Annotated in this window: 16 protein-coding genes; 9 read left to right on the top strand and 7 right to left on the bottom strand. The window is 67.5% G+C overall.

The genetic code is table 11. The annotated features are described in order from the left end of the window. Positions 1 to 7 precede the first annotated feature (7 nt). The gene (locus tag AC5Y43_RS12570; RefSeq protein ID WP_499972762.1) at positions 8 to 874 is read right to left on the bottom strand and encodes an SDR family NAD(P)-dependent oxidoreductase; all 867 of its coding nucleotides are present in this window, start codon (positions 872 to 874) and stop codon (positions 8 to 10) included. Positions 875 to 982: 108 nt separating this feature from the next. Between AC5Y43_RS12570 and AC5Y43_RS12565 the strand changes: the two genes are divergently transcribed. Next, entirely contained in the window at positions 983 to 2,443 is a 1,461-nt protein-coding gene (locus AC5Y43_RS12565; protein WP_499972884.1) for a class I adenylate-forming enzyme family protein, read from the top strand. Here AC5Y43_RS12565 and AC5Y43_RS12560 read toward each other — a convergent pair. Together AC5Y43_RS12560 and AC5Y43_RS12555 are read right to left on the bottom strand one after the other, a co-directional pair. Next, a complete protein-coding gene (locus tag AC5Y43_RS12560) occupies positions 2,440 to 2,844 on the bottom strand; it encodes a Zn-ribbon domain-containing OB-fold protein (protein ID WP_499972759.1) in 405 nt (134 codons plus the stop codon). The genes AC5Y43_RS12565 and AC5Y43_RS12560 overlap by 4 nt on opposite strands. Next, positions 2,844 to 3,989: an acetyl-CoA acetyltransferase gene (locus tag AC5Y43_RS12555; protein ID WP_499972757.1), complete on the bottom strand. Its 1,146-nt coding sequence runs from the start codon at positions 3,987 to 3,989 to the stop codon at positions 2,844 to 2,846. Before AC5Y43_RS12555 ends, AC5Y43_RS12560 begins: the two co-directional genes overlap by 1 nt. A gap of 53 nt (positions 3,990 to 4,042) precedes the next feature. On the opposite strand from AC5Y43_RS12555, the gene AC5Y43_RS12550 reads away from it, so the two are divergent. The 4 genes from AC5Y43_RS12550 to AC5Y43_RS12535 are packed head-to-tail and all read left to right on the top strand — an operon-like array spanning position 4,043 to position 7,910. Then, positions 4,043 to 4,861 (top strand): HpcH/HpaI aldolase family protein, encoded by an 819-nt coding sequence (locus AC5Y43_RS12550; RefSeq protein WP_499972756.1) that lies wholly within the window; start codon positions 4,043 to 4,045, stop codon positions 4,859 to 4,861. Positions 4,862 to 4,888: 27 nt separating this feature from the next. Next, positions 4,889 to 6,007: a TauD/TfdA family dioxygenase gene (locus AC5Y43_RS12545; protein WP_499972753.1), complete on the top strand. Its 1,119-nt coding sequence runs from the start codon at positions 4,889 to 4,891 to the stop codon at positions 6,005 to 6,007. Then, positions 6,004 to 7,089, top strand: a complete 1,086-nt coding sequence (locus tag AC5Y43_RS12540) for a hydroxyacid dehydrogenase (RefSeq protein ID WP_499972751.1) — start codon at positions 6,004 to 6,006, stop codon at positions 7,087 to 7,089. The genes AC5Y43_RS12545 and AC5Y43_RS12540 overlap by 4 nt, the downstream gene beginning before the upstream one ends. Next, positions 7,086 to 7,910, top strand: coding sequence for an enoyl-CoA hydratase/isomerase family protein (locus AC5Y43_RS12535; protein WP_499972750.1), 825 nt, complete (start codon positions 7,086 to 7,088; stop codon positions 7,908 to 7,910). The genes AC5Y43_RS12540 and AC5Y43_RS12535 overlap by 4 nt, the downstream gene beginning before the upstream one ends. A gap of 152 nt (positions 7,911 to 8,062) precedes the next feature. Here AC5Y43_RS12535 and AC5Y43_RS12530 read toward each other — a convergent pair whose 3' ends face one another. Continuing rightward, positions 8,063 to 9,250 carry an amidohydrolase family protein gene (locus AC5Y43_RS12530; RefSeq protein WP_499972748.1) on the bottom strand — a complete coding sequence of 396 codons (1,188 nt, stop codon included), beginning with the start codon at positions 9,248 to 9,250 and terminating at the stop codon, positions 8,063 to 8,065. A gap of 179 nt (positions 9,251 to 9,429) precedes the next feature. Here AC5Y43_RS12530 and AC5Y43_RS12525 point away from each other — a divergent pair, with 179 nt between their 5' ends. Next, on the top strand, positions 9,430 to 10,218 hold the full coding sequence (locus AC5Y43_RS12525) for a TetR/AcrR family transcriptional regulator (protein ID WP_499972747.1): 789 nt from the start codon (positions 9,430 to 9,432) through the stop codon (positions 10,216 to 10,218). Here AC5Y43_RS12525 and AC5Y43_RS12520 read toward each other — a convergent pair. Next, positions 10,207 to 11,364 carry an acyl-CoA dehydrogenase family protein gene (locus AC5Y43_RS12520; protein ID WP_499972745.1) on the bottom strand — a complete coding sequence of 386 codons (1,158 nt, stop codon included), beginning with the start codon at positions 11,362 to 11,364 and terminating at the stop codon, positions 10,207 to 10,209. The two genes, AC5Y43_RS12525 and AC5Y43_RS12520, sit on opposite strands and share 12 nt — an antisense overlap. Before the next feature lie 108 nt (positions 11,365 to 11,472). Here AC5Y43_RS12520 and AC5Y43_RS12515 point away from each other — a divergent pair, with 108 nt between their 5' ends. Beyond that, positions 11,473 to 12,489, top strand: coding sequence for an acyl-CoA dehydrogenase family protein (locus tag AC5Y43_RS12515; protein WP_499972744.1), 1,017 nt, complete (start codon positions 11,473 to 11,475; stop codon positions 12,487 to 12,489). Here AC5Y43_RS12515 and AC5Y43_RS12510 read toward each other — a convergent pair. Both AC5Y43_RS12510 and AC5Y43_RS12505 read right to left on the bottom strand, forming a co-directional pair. Further along, positions 12,471 to 12,884, bottom strand: coding sequence for a PaaI family thioesterase (locus tag AC5Y43_RS12510; protein WP_499972881.1), 414 nt, complete (start codon positions 12,882 to 12,884; stop codon positions 12,471 to 12,473). The genes AC5Y43_RS12515 and AC5Y43_RS12510 overlap by 19 nt on opposite strands. Before the next feature lie 17 nt (positions 12,885 to 12,901). Further along, positions 12,902 to 13,810, bottom strand: coding sequence for an enoyl-CoA hydratase (locus AC5Y43_RS12505; RefSeq protein WP_499972742.1), 909 nt, complete (start codon positions 13,808 to 13,810; stop codon positions 12,902 to 12,904). Between the two features lie 97 nt (positions 13,811 to 13,907). On the opposite strand from AC5Y43_RS12505, the gene AC5Y43_RS12500 reads away from it, so the two are divergent. Then, on the top strand, positions 13,908 to 15,020 hold the full coding sequence (locus AC5Y43_RS12500; protein WP_499972740.1) for an NAD(P)H-dependent amine dehydrogenase family protein: 1,113 nt from the start codon (positions 13,908 to 13,910) through the stop codon (positions 15,018 to 15,020). 44 nt (positions 15,021 to 15,064) lie between these two features. After that, a complete protein-coding gene (locus tag AC5Y43_RS12495; protein ID WP_499972880.1) occupies positions 15,065 to 15,676 on the top strand; it encodes a nitroreductase family protein in 612 nt (203 codons plus the stop codon). Positions 15,677 to 15,703 lie beyond the last annotated feature (27 nt).

Below are 15,703 nucleotides of genomic sequence, written 5' to 3'. Positions count from 1 at the left end.
CTGCGTGTCAGCCTTTTGGGGGACCGCCGCGGATGGTGAACGTGGCGCTGTCGTCGATCTCGTCGATCGAAGCCGCCACCGACTCCGCCGTCAACGACGTGTCCTCGATTCCCTTGGTGACGCCGATGAAAACCCGGGACACCTTCCCGGCGCCGACCGAGTAGATGTGCGCGGTGCGGTCGCAGGTCCGATGGCAGAGGTAGACCACGACGGGGGTGACAAGCTCGGGGTGCATGGCCTTGCCGGTGTCGCCCATGATGTCCTCGGTCATCCGGGTCCGCGCGATGGGGGCGATCGCATTGACGGTGATGCCGTTGCGGGCGCCCTCGATGGCCAGAACGTGCATCATCCCGATCAGGCCCATCTTCGCGGCGCCATAGTTGGCCTGACCGAAATTGCCGAAAAGGCCGGTGCCCGAGGTTGTCTGGACGATTCGGCCATAGTTCTGTTCCCGCATGACCGGCCACACCGCCCGGGTCACGTTGAACGCTCCGGAGAGGTGCACCGCGATGACGGCGTCGACCTGTTCGGCGGTCATGTTCTTGAAGGCGGCGTCGCGCAGAATCCCCGCGTTGTTCACCAGCACGTCGACCCGGCCGAAGGCGTCCATCGCGGCCGCCACGATCGCCGCCCCGCCCTCCTCGGTGGCCACCGAGTCGCCGTTGGCGATCGCGGTGCCCCCGGCCGCGGCGATCTCGTCGGTCACGGCCTGGGCCGCCGATGTCGATGCCCCGCTGCCGTCCACCGAGCTGCCCAGGTCGTTGACGACCACCCGGGCGCCCCGCCGGGCCAGCTCGAGGGCGTGGCAGCGGCCGAGCCCACCGCCGGCGCCGGTAACGATGGCCACCTGGTCGTCGAAAGTCATTGACCGCATGGGTGAGAGGTTACATTTACTTAATCGAGAGCAGTCATTTGCATCGGAGGACGCCGCATGACCCGCCCGGCTGAGTTGCTACGGCACGCGCACCGGCGAGCCGAACAGCTGCGGCCCCGCTACCGTGCGGCCGGTTTCTGGTCGGCCGAGCCGGTCGATGTGGTGCGATTCGCTGCGGCGCGATACGCCACCCGACTCGCCGTGGCGGATCGTGGCGCCGAACTGACCTACGGCGAGCTGGACCGGCGCGTCGATGCGGCCGCATCGGCGATGGCCGACTCCGGCGTGGTGCCGGGCAGCGCGATCGCGCTGGCAGTCGGCAACGACGTGGACTCGGTGGTCGCCGTGCACGCGGCGCTGCGGGTCGACGCCGTGGTGCTGCTGGTGCCGCGCAGCGCCGGGGCGAGGCAGCTCACCGACATTCTCGCGCGCACCGGGGCGCGCCTCGGCGCGACGCCGAGTGACTACGCGGGGGCGAGCGAGCCGGCGTACCCCATGCGCCCGGCCGACGAGCCCTCCTTCGTGCTCTACACCTCGGGCACGACGGCCCGGCCCAAGGGCGTGATCCACTCGCTGAGCACGCTGGCCAAGGCCGCGGCCAACTACATCGCCGCCGCGGGCCTCGGCTCGGACGACCGGATCTTCTTGATCAGCCCGCTGGCCTCGGTCACCGGGGTGTTGCAGGCGTTGTTCATCGCTCCGCAGTTGGCGATACCGGTGATCCTCGAAGACCGGTGGGATCCGTCGGCGTCGTGTGACCTGCTGATCGCCTCCGGCGCGACCTGGTACGGAGGTCCGGACCGGCTGCTGGACCGGATGCTGGACGAGGCCACGGTGCGCGATGCGGCCGTCCCGCTGCGCGCGGTGTATCTGGGCGGCACGATGCTGGACCGGCGGATCGTCGAACGCGTCGAGGACGATTTCGGCATCATCGTCATGCGCGCCTACGGATCGTCGGAGATCCCGGTCAGCACATCGGGATTGCGGACCGAATCGCGAGCCGTCCGCCACGCCGACGACGGGGTGGCGCTCGGCGACGTCGACGTGCGGGTCGGATCCCTCGCCGAACCCACCGAGTGCTGCATCAAGGGGCCGCACACTTTTCTCGGTTACACCGATGCCGAGGACGACGGGCAGGCGTTCGACGGCGAGTGGTTCCGCACCGGCGACGTGGCGGAGGTCGTCGACGGCCGGGTGCGAATCATCGGTCGCATCAAGGACATCGTGATTCGCAATGGCCTGAAGATCCCGGCCGCCGAGGTGGAGGAGGCCGTCGCGCGGATCGGGGGAGTCCGCGACTGTGCGGCCTACTCCGTCGCCGACGACACCACCGGCGAGCGACTGGCCATCGCGGTAGTGCTCGAACCGGAGATCGAGGTGTCACTGGCCGACGTCGCCCGCGCGCTCGTCGCACAGGGATTGCCGAAATACAAACTGCCGGAAGAGCTGGTGCTCTGGGACGAGCCGCTTCCCGTCAACGCCAACGGCAAGGTCGACCGCACCACACTCGACGCGCGGTCGGCCGGGCGGCGGCGGCTGCTCGCCGAACGCCTTGCCGCCGAAACCTAGTTGGTGGCCGGGTGGAAAACCGGGACGACGAAGCCGTCGCCGTCGTCGCGGAAGGCGACCACCAGTTCCATGCCGGCGCGCAGGTCGTCGGCGGGGCAGTTCTCCAGGACGGTCATCAGCCGCGGTCCCTCCTCGAGGTCCACCATCGCCACGACGTACGGCACGCGCGCGTCAAAGGGGGCGGCGTTTTGGTGAATGACGCTCCACGTGTAGAGCCGCGCGCGCCCGCTGGCCGAGGCCAATTCGACGTCATCGGACCAACAGTGCGGACAAAACGGCCGGGCGTACAACGACGCCTGACCGCAGGACCGGCAGGAGTTGACCATCAGGCTGCGGTCCTGCGTGGCCGACCACCACGCGTGGCCTTCGGCATCGATCGTGGGCCGATCGGGAGCCGTCACTATTGCCTCCCGAGGATCATCGTGGCGCTGTGCGTGAAAAAGCCGCCCATCGCGTGCACGCACGCCAGCCTGGCGTCGCCGACCTGGCGCTGCCCGCATTCCCCGCGCAGCTGTCGCACCGCCTCGACCATGAGGAACATGCCGCGCATTCCGGGGTGACACGAGGCCAGGCCCCCACCGTCGGTGTTGGTCGGGAGGGCCCCGCCCGGGCGAAGCGCGCCGGACTCGATGAAGGGCCCGCCCTCGCCCTTGGCGCAGAAGCCGAGGTCCTCCACGGTCAGCAACACGGTGGACGTGAAGGAGTCGTAGAGCTGGCACACGTCGATGTCGGCCGGGCTGACGCCGGCCCGGGCGAAGGCCCGCGGCCCCGAGCGGGCCGCCGCCGACGTCGTGAAATCGGGCCAATGGCTCATGCTGACGTGGGACGTCGCGTCGGCCGCGCCGAGAATCCAGACCGGTTCCTTCGCGCAATCGCGGGCGACCCGCTCGCTCGCCAGCACGACGGCCCCGCCACCGTCGGTGCGCAGGCACACATGCTTCGCGGTGAACGGGTCGGCCAGCATCGGTGCGGCGGCGACGTCGGCCACCGTGATGCGGTCACGCTCAAATGCGTTCTCGTTCATGGCCGCCCACTCGTGGGCGGCGACGGCGACTTCGGCCAGTTGGTCGACGGTGGTGCCGAATTCGATCATGTGTCGCCGGGCGGCCATGGCGTACTTGGCGATCAACGTCGCGCCGTAGGGCGCCTCGTACTGCAGCGCGCCGCCGGTGCCGATCGCGGCGGCGGACGCGCGTGCCCGGCGCTTGACGTCGGAACGCGCGGTGGATCCGTAAGTCAGCAGGGCGACCTCGATTTCGCCGGCCGCGATCGCGGCGGCGGCATGAGCGGCCATCACCTCCCACGAGGACCCCCCGACGTTGGTCGCATCGACCCAGGTGGGCCGCAGGCCGAGGTATTCGCTGACCTCCACCGGCGGCAGCAACGTCCCGTGCCCGCCGAAACCGTCGATGTCCTCCTTGGTGAGCCCCGCGTCGGCGACCGCCCGCCGCGACGACTGGGCCATCAGCGCCATCGCTGTCTGGTCGGGGACCCGGCCGCAGTCGGACAGGGCTGCGCCCACGATGGCGACGCGGTTCGACGGCATTGCTAATGGTTATCACACCGCCGACGCCGACGATAACGACCGTTCGCGAAATCATGGAAACCCAATTCTCGGTCCGCTACCGTGAGCCTATGACGACGACGCTGCGGGCCGCGTTGCGCGGAGACGGATTGGTGCTGTGTCTGGCGCTGCTCAATTCGCGCACCCCCGACGTTCCGGCGGTCACGGCGGCGTGTGGGTACGACGCGGTGTACGTCGATCTCGAGCACACGCCGACGTCGCTGGAGACGGCGCGGATGCTGTGCGTGAGCGCGCTAGGGGCCGGGATCGCCGGCCTGGTGCGCGTTCCGTCGCACGATCCCAGCACCATCGCCAGGGTATTGGACGGTGGGGCATCGGGAGTCATTGTGCCGCACGTCAACTCGAAGGACGAAGCCGAGGCTGTCGTGCACGCCGCGCGATTTCCACCGGTAGGCCATCGGTCGATTTCGGGTCCCAACGCGGTCAGTGGCTACCAGCCGATGGCCGCCCGGGAATTGGTTGAGGTACTCGAAGAGCGCACGGTGGTCGCCGTGATGATCGAGACGCCCGAGGCCGTCGCGGCGGCCGACTCGATCGCGTCGGTCGACGGCGTCGACATGATCCTCGTCGGACCGAGCGACCTGACCGCCGAAATGGGCATCCACGGGGACTATGAGAATTATCGTTTCCAACATGCCGTAGAATCCGTGGCGGCGGCTTGCCGTAGTCACGGCGTGGCGCTCGGCATGGCCGGAATACGGTCCGTCGAACTGCTGAATCGGTTCGTGGGACTGGGATTGCGATTCGTCTCGGCGGGTACCGACATCGGGATGATGACCGAGGCGGCCACCGCCCGTGCGCAAGCGCTGCGCGCACTGGAGAGTCACCACTAGCCGAAGCCGAGACATCAGGAGGACCGGATGCCGACAGCCATCCACACCGAACCCGTCAGCGACGCGATGGCATGGACCGGTGCCGACTTCGCCGGCAAGGAAGACTTCGCGTTCGACCTGTCGGCCCGCAATGTGGCTGCACTGGAATCGATCCTGGCCAAGACCGCGCGCAAGGACCGGGATGACATCACGCCCGAGGACGCCCGGCACCCGGACCTCGACGACGATCTGGCACGGCTCTACCGGGACCTGATGTTCGGCAAGGGCCTGGCGTGCGTGCGCGGCTTCCCCGTCGAACAACACCCGATCGAGGATCTCGAACGCATCTACTGGGCGTTCTGCACCCACCTCGGCTATCTGGTGTCCAACAACTCCTTCGGGCACCGGATGGTGCGCGTGCAGGAGGAAATCCTGCCCGGCGGCGTGCAACCCGCGCGCGGCACCAAATCCCGCGCAGAGCTGGCCATGCACAACGACGCCGCCGACATCTTGTCGCTGCTGTGCGTGTATCCGGCGGCTCAGGGCGGGGAGAGCCAGTTCGCCAGCGGGCCCGCCGCGCACAACCGGGTGCTGGCCGAACGTCCGGACCTGCTCGACGTGCTCTACCGGGGCTTTCCGCACCATCGTCGCAGTGAGCAGCCCGACGACCAGCCGGACGTGACGCCCTACGATGTGCCGGTCTTCTCCCAGATCGACGGGCGGATCTGCATCAACTTCACCTACAGCAGCATCCTGCCCGCCATGCACGCCCTCGGCCGCGAATTCACCCCGCAGGAAACCGAAGCGGTGGAGCTGCTGCGCAACATCCTCGTCGAGCAGCAGGTCGAGTTCCGGCTGGAATCCGGTGAGGCGGCGGTGGCCAACAACTTCGCGATGTGCCATTCGCGGTCGGACTTCGTCAGCAGCAACGACCCGAAGAAGGCGCGCTGCTTCCTGCGGGCCTGGATGGAGGTGCCGCGGGAAGATCGGCGGCTGCCGATCGGGCGCGAGTACTTCCACATGGAGAACAAGGATCTGCGGCTCGGCTACGACGTCGTCGAGGGCCGGGACGGGGCCATCGCCCGCAACGACTACAAGAACGTCGACGCCGAACTGGCCGACATGTTCAAGGCGGCGCAGGCCAAACCCAAACTGAAGAGCACGTGAGCGTTCGTCCGCGCCTGGTCTACGAACGGTGGACCGATCCGGTCGCCGGCCGGATCCTCGAAGGCGGCGCCGTCGATCTGGTCAGGCTGGACCTCGCCGCATCCGGTGAGAAGAGTTGGGCGGCCCTGGAATCCGCGCACGGCTACCAGGTGGCCACTCGGACCGACGTGGCCGGTCACGCCGACGGGGCACAGTGGCTGGCCGGGCCGGCGTTGGTCCGGCGATGCGAGCAGCTGCTCGCCGTGTGCTCGGCCGGGGCCGGGTATGACGTCATCGACGTGGATGCGTGCACGCGCGCCGGGATCGCGGTGTGCAACAACTCCGGCCCCGGCGCGGAGGCGGTCGCCGAGCACGCCCTGGGCTTCATGCTCGACCTGGCCAAGAAGATCACCGTCGCCGACCGCGTGCTGCGCGCCGGCCCACTCGGAGATCGGTTGGCGCTGAGGGGGAGTCAGCTACAGGGCAAGACGCTCGGCGTCATCGGGCTGGGGGCCATTGGAAGCCGCCTCGTCGAGCTGTGCGCGCCGTTCGGCATGGAGGTCCTGGCCTTCGACCCCTACCTCGACGAACCCGGCGCCCGAGCGCGCGGGGTGCGAGTCGTCACGCTCGCCGAACTCCTCGAGCGGTCGGACTTCGTCCAGGTGACATGCCCGCTGACCAGCGAGACCCGGGGACTCATCGGCAGGGCTCAGTTCGCAGCGATGAAGCCGACCGCCTTCTTCATCACGACCGCGCGCGGGCTTGTCCACGACGAAACGGCTCTGCTCGATGCGCTCGTCAGGGGCGGGATCGCGGGAGCGGGCCTCGATGTGTTCCACGAGGAGCCGCCGCGGCACGACAACCCGTTGCTGCGACTGGACAACGTGATCGCGACGCCGCACACCGCGGGGATCACCGTCGAGGCCGCGCACGACATCGCCGTCGCCACCGCCCTGCAGTGGGAGACGATCTTTGCCGGCGGTATGCCGCCACGGCTGCTCAATCCCGATGTCTGGCCCGGCTACTGCGACCGCTTCTGTGACATCTTGGGATTCCGTCCCAGTGCCACAACAGTTCTGCAGAATGGGGGTCGCGCCCGGTGACGCAATACGACACGATCGAGGTCGAGGTCAGGGGACACACGGCGTGTGTGACCCTCAACCGTCCCGAGGTGCTCAACGCGATCAATGACGAGATGATCGCCGAATTGTCCGTGGCGTACGCGGAAATCGAGCGCTCCGCGGACACCTGGACGGTGATTATCACCGGTGCCGGCCGCGCGCTGTGCGTCGGTGCGGACGTCAACAAGGCGGCCGACCACGACATGGAGAACGCGGCGGGCATCGACAACCAGGGCGAACCCATCCTCAGCTCGATGCGGCAATGGGACGCGCCCCAGGAGGCCACACCGCCGTGGCTGCAGATGACCAAGCCGATCATCTGTGCCGTCAACGGCATCGCCTGCGGCGCGGGAATGGACCTGGTGACCACCGCGGACATCACCATCGCCTCCGAGCGGGCGACATTGATGGACCCGCATGTCAGCATCGGCGTGACGTCCGGGCGCGAAGGGGTCAGGCTCGCCCGGATACTGCCGCTGCCCGTGGCGATGCGGCTGATCTTGATGGGCCGACACGAACAACTCGACGCGCAGCGCGCTTACGACCTGGGCGTCTTCACCGAGGTGGTCGCGCACGACTCCCTGATGACGCGGGCGTGGGAAGTCGCCGACATCGTGAATTCCAATGCGCCGCTGGCGGTCCGGGGATCACGGATGGCGGTGCGTAAGGGCCTCACGCTGCCCATCTACGAGGCCGAACTGCTTGCCGAGAACTATCGCATGAAGGTCGCCCTGACCAAGGACGCGGTCGAGGGGCCGCGTGCCTTCCTCGAGAAGCGCAAGCCGGACTGGAAGGCGCGCTAGGCACGTTCAGGCCCGTGGGCTAGGTCGTGCGTCATTAAGCCACTTGCAGTGAGTGCATCCGCCGACTGTGGGTGATATGGATGAAAAATTCTTGAAATCCCTACATAGCCCACAGAGTCGGTGTTGCATCAACGACTCAGGATACTGGAGTTCTAGATCATCCCGAAGAAGGTTTTCGCGTTGGTGGACAACACCTTCCGCTTGGTCTCCTCGTCCAGGCCTTCGGTCGCCTTGTTGGCGACCTCGAGGCTCCTCGGCCAGTTGGTGTCGTTGTGCGGGTAGTCGGTCTCGAACATGAGCTGGTCCGGCCCGACGAGATCGAGGATTCGGAAGGCGACCGGATCGCCGAAGGTGGAGAAGTAGACGCGCCCGGGCACCTGACTGCTGGGCGGGTCGGTCAGGAGGGGATGGATGCCGCCCCAGGCGCGACGGTCCTCCCATACCTCGTCAACGCGCTGCAGGTAGTAGGGAATCCAGCCGGCCTGCGCCTCGGCGAACGCGAGCTTGAGGTTGGGAAACTGAATGAGCTTGCCGGAGAACAGCCAGTCGACCATGGCGATGGTGCAGTTGACCGCCATCAGTGCGCTCGTGACGACATGCGGAGAGTCGGGAGACGACTTGGTCAGCGACGAACTCGAGCCGATGTGCAGCATGATGCCCACCTGGTTTCGCTCGCAGGCGGCGAAGAACGGGTCCCAGTAGTCGCTGTGAATCGACGGCAGGTCCAGACGAGAGGGCAACTCGGAGAAGCACACTGCGCGCATGCCCTTGGCCGCGACCCTGTCGACCTCCTTGGCGGCCAGTTCGACGTCCCAGAGCGGGATGATGCCGAGCGGGATCAGCCGGCCGTTCGAGCTGCCGCCCCACTCGTCGATCTGGAAGTCGTTGTACGCCTCCACGCACAGCCGGGCGAGCTCCTTGTCCTTGCCGTACAGGAAGCGCTGGCCGCAGAAGCGGACGAGAGTATTAGGAAAACACGCCGAGGCCTCGATGCCGGCAATGTCCATATCCGCGAGCCGATCCGCCGGGCGGAAGCAGCCGGGGCGCATCTCGTCGTAGGTGATCGGATCGGTCGTGAGCTCGTCGAGCTCGTAGCCGGCGGCCGCGCTGATGAGCGGGATCGGGATGACCGCGTCCTCGTAGTGCCAGATGTCGGCGTCACGACCCTCGTCGTCCTCGATGAACGCGACATCGGAGGTGACAGTCGGGTCCATGCGTCCCCGGGCGCGAACGATCCGCGGCCCAATGTCCCGATAGCGCTGGGGCAGCCGGCTCGTCCACAAATCGGCCGGCTCCACCAGATGATCGTCCGGCGAGACGATCAGAATGTCTGCACTCAACGCTGCACTCCTTCGGCGAGGGTCTGCGGCTTCGATTCGCGGCATGCTTATTCAAAAAAGAGAATCATCGTTTCCACGGTACCGCATCGACTCGCCGCGACGTACCCGGCACGGAATCCGCAGGGGGTCGTAGGTCGATTGCCCGCTTTTCACGGCGGGCGCGTATTCTGGTGGGCACTATGTCTGCGAAGAAGCGCCCCGGCCCCGAATCCGAAACCGGCTTGGAATTGGTTGATACCGACGTCGAGATGCCCAGCACGTGGCAGCAGCGCACGATCGAGCGGCGCCTGAGCACGGCGAGAGCGCGCGCTCTCGCCCGCAGTTCTCGGTTCCTCGCGACCGCGCTGGAATTAGTGGAGGAGTCGGGCAAGGCCGACTTCACCATCCAGACGCTCATCGACAGGTCGAATCTGAGCCTGCGGGCGTTCTACCAACACTTCGCGGGCAAAGAAGAACTCTTGTTGGCCCTCTACGAGAACGTGACGAGCCAGTTCACCGAGGGCATCCGGCAGGAGGTCGCCGCGGCCGACGGCCCGATGGAGCAACTGGAGGCCTTCTGCCGCGGCGTGCTGTCGCGCGCGGAGTCCTCGGAAGCGGTCGGCGGCCGGGTCATGACGATCTACAACCTCAGTCTGGAGATCGAGCGGCCGGACGACTTCGCCAAGGTGTGGGAGCCGCACCTGAAGCTGTTGACGAAGATCATCACGTCGTGCGCGCGGGCGGGACTGGTGCGCACGGACCTGACCCCGGCGCAACTGACCACCCTGCTGAACACCACGCTCACCGCACTGGCACAGATCGGGGTTTTCCATCTGGGCGGCAAGGGTTCCAGGCTGACCGAGGACCAGTTGTGGGCATGGTGCAAACAAGCCGTCACACCGCCCGCCGCCGTCGCCAAGGCCAGGCCCGCGCGCAAGGCGGCACCGCGTGCGACGTCGGCGCGCAAAGTCAAGAAGCTAACGGGGTAGGCCGAGCCCGCGCTGGGCGATGATGCTGCGGTGGACTTCGCTGGTGCCGGCGTAGATCGTTGTCCCCAACGAGAACCGCAGCGAGTGTTCGATTCGTCCCCGTTCGGGCGCGGTCGGCTCCAGATAGCTGCGCAAGCCGTCCGCGCCGACGAGTTCGACGACGTCCTGGCTGGCGCGTTCGAGCGCCTCGGTGCTGAACACCTTGGACATGGAGCCTTCGGCCACCGGTATGTCGCCCTCTTCGAGCATCCACACGCACCGCCGCTGCAGCAGCATCGACACCTCGGTCTCGATCGCGACGCGGGCCAGCCGGCGTCGGACGTCGGTGTTGGCGATGGGGAGTGAGCCATCTTCGGACACCGTGGTGGCCCAGTGCTCGGCATGGTGCAACAGCCGGATCAGGTGCGGGCCCCACCCCGATGCGTGCTCGTCGCGCAGGGACAGCCCGAGCACCTGCCACCCGCCGTCGACTTCGCCGACCCGGCATTCGTCGCCGACGCGCACGTCGCTGTAGAAGGTGACGTTGGTGCGCTCGCCGGAAAGCGTCCACACCGCCTGTGCCGCAAAGCCATCGGAGTCGCGGGGCACCAAGAACATCGTCAGGCCTTGGTGTTTCGGCTTGTCGGGACTCGTGCGCGCCAGCAGGAACACGAAGTCGGCGATGTGACCGTTGGTGGTGAACATCTTGGAGCCGTTGATCACCCATCCGTCGTCGTCGCGAACGGCCCTCGTTGCCGCCGCCGCGACGTCCGACCCGCATTCCGGTTCGGTGAAGCCGAGGGCGATGGTGATGTCGCCGTTGATCGCACCGGCCAGGATGCGCTCCTGCAAAGCCGGGGTGCCGATCTCGCGGATGATCGCTGCCACCATCCTGGTCGTCTCGGAGAGGTACACCGGCGCGTCGAAGCGCATGAGCTCCTCTTTGAGGACCTGATCGTCCCAGGCGTTGCGGTTCTGTCCGCCGAGTTCGACCGGCCAGGCCGGCGCGAAATAGCCTTTGTCGACGAGGCCTTTGGCGAATTCGTCGTCGTGCGCGACGCCGCTGCGGTAGAGGCGTTCCTCGAATTCGGGGGTCAACACGTCCTCGAGGTGGGCGCGCACCTCGTCGCGGTAGGTTGCAGTATCTTCATCGAGCCGAAAATGCATGTGTACATGCCAATCTGTGGTCGCGCACGCCCCTGGGCCGTAGGAACGGCAATGCTACTCTCAAATCTGAGAGTATCCATATTCACACATGAGTGGGACGGGAAGTCGGTGGACCTGAGCTTGTCGGCCGAACAGCGACAGCTGGTGGATTCGTTCGCGGCGCTGTTTGCGCGCGAATCGACCTCCGAGCGTGTCCGCGCAGCCGAGCCGTCGGGCTTCGACCCCGGGCTGTGGAATGCGCTGCTGGAGACCGGGACGCTTCAGATGGCGGTCGACGATGCGGCCGGGGGATGGGGCGCCTCGGAGCTGGACCTCGCGCTGATCGCCGAACAGTTCGGCCGTGCGGTCGCCTCCGCTCCGCTCATCGACGCGGTGGTCGCCGCGCGGCTGCTGGCCGGGTCCGGCGAGCCCGGCGCAGGGCTGTTGCGCGCGGCCCTCGCGGGCGATCGACTGGTCACGTTCGCGCCCCGCCCCGGACGCGGTGGGGGGCTGGGGCTGGTCCCCGCCGGGGCCGTCGCGGACTACGTAGTTGCCCTGGCGGAGGGACGGCTGCTGGCGGTGCCGATCGGAGACCACCGCACCGCGGTGGGAAACCTTGCGTCAATGCCGCTGGCGGACATCACGATTGACGAAGAGCCAATCGTGCTCGCCGACGGGGGCCGGGCGCGCGACCTGTTCTGCGGCGCGCTCGATCTGTGGCTGGCGCTGACGGCCGTCGCGTTGGCGGGTGCGGCCAAGAAGGCCGTGGAGATCGGCGTCGGCTACGCCAAACAGCGTCACGCCTTCGGCGCCGCGATCGGCACCTTCCAGGCGGTGTCGCACCCACTGGCCGACAGCGCCACCGCCGCCGACGGGGCGCGGCTGCTCGCGCTGAAAGCGGCGTGCGCATTCGCCGACGAGCCCGGTCGCGTTCGCGAATTGGCCGCCATGGCTTTCGCGTTCGCCTACGAGACGGCGCGCGATGCGACGCGACGCAGCCTGCACATCCATGGCGGATACGGGTTCGGTATGGAGGGCGACATCCAGTGGTATTACCGCCGGGTACGGGGCTGGGCGATGGTATTCGGCGATCCCGCGGCCGCATTGGATCGCGTCGCCGAAGCGTGCTACGGAGCCGCCGGCTGATCGGGACCCCGCGGTTCGAGGATCGCGAAGCTCAAGGTCGCTCGCGCTGCCAGCCGGTCTCGTCCGACGTCGACAACGTCGACCGCGACAACGATCAACCGTTTTCCCGCGCGCACCAGTGTGGCCTTCGCGCGGGCGGGACCCTCGACGATCGGGGCCAGGAAGTGGATGGACATGTCCGCGGTGCCGGCGCCGGCGCCGGCGCCGGCGTACTTGACCGCAAGCCGGCCACCCGCGACGTCGACGAGCGTGGCGACCAACCCGCCCTGCAGCGCACCCCGGTTGTTGACCAGATCTTCTCGGTTCTCCAGATCGACGACGACGGTGTCATCGCTGTCGACCACGTCGTGAAACGGCAACTGGCCGAACAGGTGGCCGGGGATGGTCACCTGCATGGGTTTGGAAGTACTTGTCACGCGTCGGCCCGCACCCTGTCCTTCAGTGACGTGACGATCGGGGGCGCGCTCCGCCAATCCGGAACCCCTTGCTCCGCACCGGCGGTCGCGCGCTTGTCGTCACGCACCCCGACCCAGTGCGCGTGGTTCAGCTGGTGCAACGTGAAGCAGGACTGCAGTGCGTTGTAGAAGCCCATGTTGTCGACGGACTGGTTGACCGATTCCTTGATGAGCAGAGCCGCCATGGTCGGTACGGTGGCGATGCGCCGGGCCATCTCGAGCGTGCGTTCGGCGAGTTCGTCGCGCTTGAAGATCTTGCTGACCATGCCGAGCCGGTAGGCCTCCTCGATCTCGATCGCGTCGCCGGTGAGCATGAGTTCCTTCGTGCGCCGCGGCCCGAACTCCCAGGGATGGCCGAAGTACTCCATCCCGCACATCCCGAGCCGGGTGCCGACCACGTCGGCGAAGCGCACCTCCTCGCTGCCGACGATCAGGTCGCACGCCCAGATCAGCATCAGGCCCGCCGAGAACACGTCGCCGTGCACCTGGGCGATGGTGATCTTGCGCAGGTTGCGCCAGCGCAGGTTGTTCTGGAAGAAGTAGTGCCATTCCTGCAACATGATCTTCTCGGCCCCCTCGCGGGTGCCGCCGTTGATCGCGGCCGTCGGGTGCTGGCCCGGCCCGGGTGTGAACTCGGCGCGCGCCTGCTTGGAGCCGATGTCGTGGCCGGAGGAGAACATCGGGCCCTCGCCGGCGAGGATGACGACGCGGACCGTGTCGTCGGCCTCGGCGCGGGCAAATGCCTCGTCGAGTTCGACGAGCATGCCGCGGTTCTGGGCGTTGCGCTGATCGGGGCGGTTCAGGGAGATCCGCACGATCTGGCCGTCGTCAAACGATTCCCATTTCAGGAACTCGTAATCGCTCATCGCTTCCTCCACGGTTCTCTCGTTGTGGCAATGGTGTTATCAATAATCGAGAAGGTATGTTCTCACAGTCAGGCCGGATGACCTGGGAAGGGACCACATGACAGTCTGCCAAGACAAGCCCCGTGTCATTCTCTGGGGCCCCGGTCAGGTCGGCGTCGGCGCGCTGCGGGCGCTGATCGCGCATCCGGGCCTGGACCTCGCGGGCGTCGTCGTGCACTCCGAGGCCAAGGACGGCAAGGACGCCGGCGACCTGTGCGGAATGCCCGCGACCGGCATCATCGCCACCCGGGACATCGACGCCGCGCTGTCGTCGGACGCCGACGTGGTGGCCTACTTCGCATCCGGTGACTACCGCTACCACGAGGCGGCGCAGGACATCGCGCGCTGCCTGCGCGCGGGCAAGGACGTGGTGTGCACCTCGCTGGTGCCGATGTGCTATCCGCCGGCGGCCGACCGGGAAACCGCCGAACTGCTCGAGGCGGCGTGCGCCGAGGGCGGCGCCAGCTTCTTCAACAGCGGCGTCGATCCCGGCTGGGCGAACGACGTGATCGCGCTGACGATGACGGGCTTCAGCAGCCGTGTCGACACCATCACGATGCTCGAGATACTCGACTACGGCCCGATCGATCAACCCGACATCATGTTCGACTTCATGGGCTTCGGTCATCGGCCCGATCATCGCGCGCCGCTGTTCGACCCCGACCGCCTGGCCGCGTTGTGGGCGCCCATCGTGCACCTGGTTGCCGACGGCGTCGGGCTTCCGCTCGACCGCGTCGACACGTCCATCGAAAAATGGCTGGCCACAGAGCGATACGAAGTGGCGTCGGGCTGGATCGAACCCGGCACGATGGGAGGTATGCGGTTCAGGCTCGCCGGCATCGTGGACGGCGACGAGCGCGTCGTGCTCGAACACGTCACGCGCATGGGAGAAGGTGCCGCGCCGGATTGGCCGCGGCATCCGTCCCCGCACGGCGGCTATCGGGTCGTCGTCGACGGCCTGCCCACCTACACCGTCGACATCGAGATGCACGGCCGCGGAAACAACATGCGCGGCCTGACGTATGCGACCGTCATGCGCGAACTCAACGCCATTCCCGCCGTGCTGGCCGCCCCACCCGGCCTGCTTTCGACCCTGGATCTACCCTTGGTCACCGGCCCCGCACGCGGCGGGACATGGCGGGGCGTGCTGCCCGGGTCGGCAAAGCCGTGACGGGCCAGGCGGTCCCGCGAACGTCGGCGGACCTGTGGGAGGTCATGCGCACCGCGTCGGCGGTGCGGCGCTATCGCGACGAGCCCGTCTCCGACGAGGCCGTCGACACGTGCCTGCGCGCGGCGAGTTGGGCCCCGTCCGGCGGCAATCAGCAACCGTGGAAGTTCGTCGTCCTGAGATCGAATGCCCTGCGCGACGTGGTCACCGCCGCGGCCCACAAGACATGGGATGTCATGAAGGAGTTCTATCGGCTCGCGACACCCGAGGACGGGGCCGACGACCCCAAATCGCGTGTGCTCCGAACGATGGCCGAGCACATGCGGGTCGGGGGTGCCGCGCCCGTGCTGGTGCTGTTCTGTGTCCAGCCGCAGCGGGGAACCACCGAACTACAGCAGGGGGGATCGATCTTCCCGGCCGTGCAGAATTTCCTGCTGGCCGCCCGCGCGCAAGGCCTTGGCGCGGCGATCACCCTGTGGCACGGGTCCTGCGAGCCCGAATTGCGTTCCCTGGTCGGCATTCCCGACGACTGGAAGATCGCGACCCTGCTGACGTTGGGCTGGCCCGCCGGCGGGCACCACGCGGTGCGGCGCAAACCGCTTGCTGACGTGGCGGCGGTCGATCGTTGGGAAAATTCCTGGGAAATTTCACCGGGGTGACAGTGCGTGCTTCGGCAACCTCGCGAA

The organism is Mycobacterium sp. NGS57, assembly GCF_059812405.1.
This window is presented reverse-complemented; position numbering and strand designations above follow the sequence as displayed.